Annotated in this window: 1 protein-coding gene, 1 pseudogene and 1 riboswitch; of the genes and pseudogenes, one reads left to right on the forward strand and one right to left on the reverse strand. The window is 72.0% G+C overall.

The window, feature by feature from the left end; translation table 11 throughout:
* Positions 1 to 319 precede the first annotated feature (319 nt).
* Positions 320 to 532, reverse strand: coding sequence for a hypothetical protein (locus tag C2142_RS37240; RefSeq protein ID WP_148647162.1), 213 nt, complete (start codon positions 530 to 532; stop codon positions 320 to 322).
* Positions 533 to 752: 220 nt separating this feature from the next.
* Positions 753 to 927: riboswitch (M-box (ykoK) riboswitch) on the forward strand.
* A gap of 305 nt (positions 928 to 1,232) precedes the next feature.
* On the opposite strand from C2142_RS37240, the pseudogene C2142_RS41250 reads away from it, so the two are divergent.
* Positions 1,233 to 1,838, forward strand: a pseudogene (locus C2142_RS41250) (magnesium transporter); the annotation flags it as partial.

The following is a 1,838-nucleotide window of genomic DNA, read 5'->3' on the forward strand; positions in this document are numbered from 1 at the left end:
GCCGACCGGCCGGGCCGTGAGTGAGTGACAGGTTGCCCTGACCGCCAGGTCGTTCGTGGGCCCGCATGTTCGTCCCGTGTGCGGGCCCGCACACGGGACGATGCGGGCGGCCGGCGTGCCGTCCGTAGTCGTGGCTCGTGGCCGTGGCCGGGGCCGGGGCCGGGGCCGGACCGCCGGAGCGGTGGCGTGCACCCTCAGGGGTGATGCCGAGGCGGGTGCGGCGGTACCGCACCGACTGCGGAGGCCGTCGGCGGGTCCGCTCCCGGACCCGAGGCATCAGCGACGCCTGCGGCGGCTCCGAGCAGTGAAAGGGTTGGTTTCAGGCGATGCCGAGGCGGTCCAGTCGCCCGGCCTTCGCCTGGGCGACGAGGTCCTGGAACTGGTCCTCGCTCATCTGGATCTGCTGTCCGAAGTCGTCGGTGATCCGCACCCGCCGGTCGGCGGGGGAGTGGGGGTCGATGAACAGGTGCGGGCAACCGCAGTTGCAGTCGCCGCAGAACGTCGCGAGTGGTTCGGGGCTGGTCTCGTGCATCGGAGCCACCCTGGCTGCGTCGGGTCGGCGCGGCTGTACGCCTTCCCGCTGTATGCCCTGCGGGGCCGGAACACCAAACGCCCATGGGCGACCCGCGCTGTTCGAAGGTGCGGAACGCGTTCCGGCGCGCAGCCGGCTCCAGCCGGGCGGGACCGGGTCAAGGTCCAGTCAAGGATTGGGCCGGCAGGTCGACCGGGGACTATGCTCGTGCAGGTTTGAACAGACACCTCGTTCGGTGAGGCGTCTTCACGGACACAGGCCACTGATCCCACCCGTCGAGAGACGCTCCGGATCAGGACAGGTCTCCCCGACCTAAGGGGTGACCCCAAGTGGCTTCCCCGCTCAGCCGGGGACACGCCGTGGAGTGCCAAAGCTCTGACGAGTTGGGGTGTGCCGGGTCGTTCCCGGCTTCCCCTTGCCGCGCCGCCACGACATCGAGTCGTGGCCGGGACCGGGAGGAGGCGAAGTGGACAGTAGTCCGGGCCATAGTCGGCCCTTCACCGTGTTGTCCCCGCCGTCCTTCAGCGACCCGCGGCAACCTCTCTTCCTCTGATCACCCCGCGCACGGCGCCCCACGCCCGACCACCCGGAGGCGTGTGTCGCCGCGTGTCCAGGCGCGCCACAGCCGGTCAGAGGATGCAGCGGTGTGCCGCAGGCCGCCCGATGCCTCGTCCCGACCGAGGCAAGGGGGTTGTTCCTCGTGGCTGCCACCACTCTGCTCATGTCCACCACGGCCCGCCTACGCGACCGCAAGGCCGACATGGCGCGCCGCACCACCGCGACCCGCGCCGTCCGCGCCTCCCTGGTGTCCCTCGCCGGACTGATCGGCGGCCCGGTCACCAACCAGTCCGGCGAGGAAGTGGGCCGCGTCGTCGACGTCGTCGCCCGCCTCTACGGACCCGAGCCCTATCCACCGGTCACCGGCCTGATCATCCGGATCGGACGCCGCCACGCCTTCCTCGCCGCGAGTGCCATCGACACCATCGCCGCCGGGCACGTACGCCTGCGCACCGCCCGCGTCGACCTGCGCGACTACGCGCGGCGCCCCGGCGAGGTCCTGCTCGCCCGCGATGTGATGGACCACCAGCTCGTCGACGTCGACGGCATCCAGGTCACCCGCGCCGCCGACCTCTACCTGACGCCGCTGGCCGACCGCACCGTCCTCGTCGGCGTGGACGTCTCCCTGCCCACCCTGCTGCGCCGCCTCGGCCCACGCCGCTGGCAGGTCCGCCCCACCCCGGAACGCGTCCTGGACTGGACGTCCGTCGCCCCGTTCGGCGAACAGGCCACCCACGGACCCGCCGAG

The organism is Streptomyces sp. CB01881 (assembly GCF_002953255.1).
In the GTDB taxonomy this organism is placed as follows: Bacteria; Actinomycetota; Actinomycetes; order Streptomycetales; family Streptomycetaceae; genus Kitasatospora.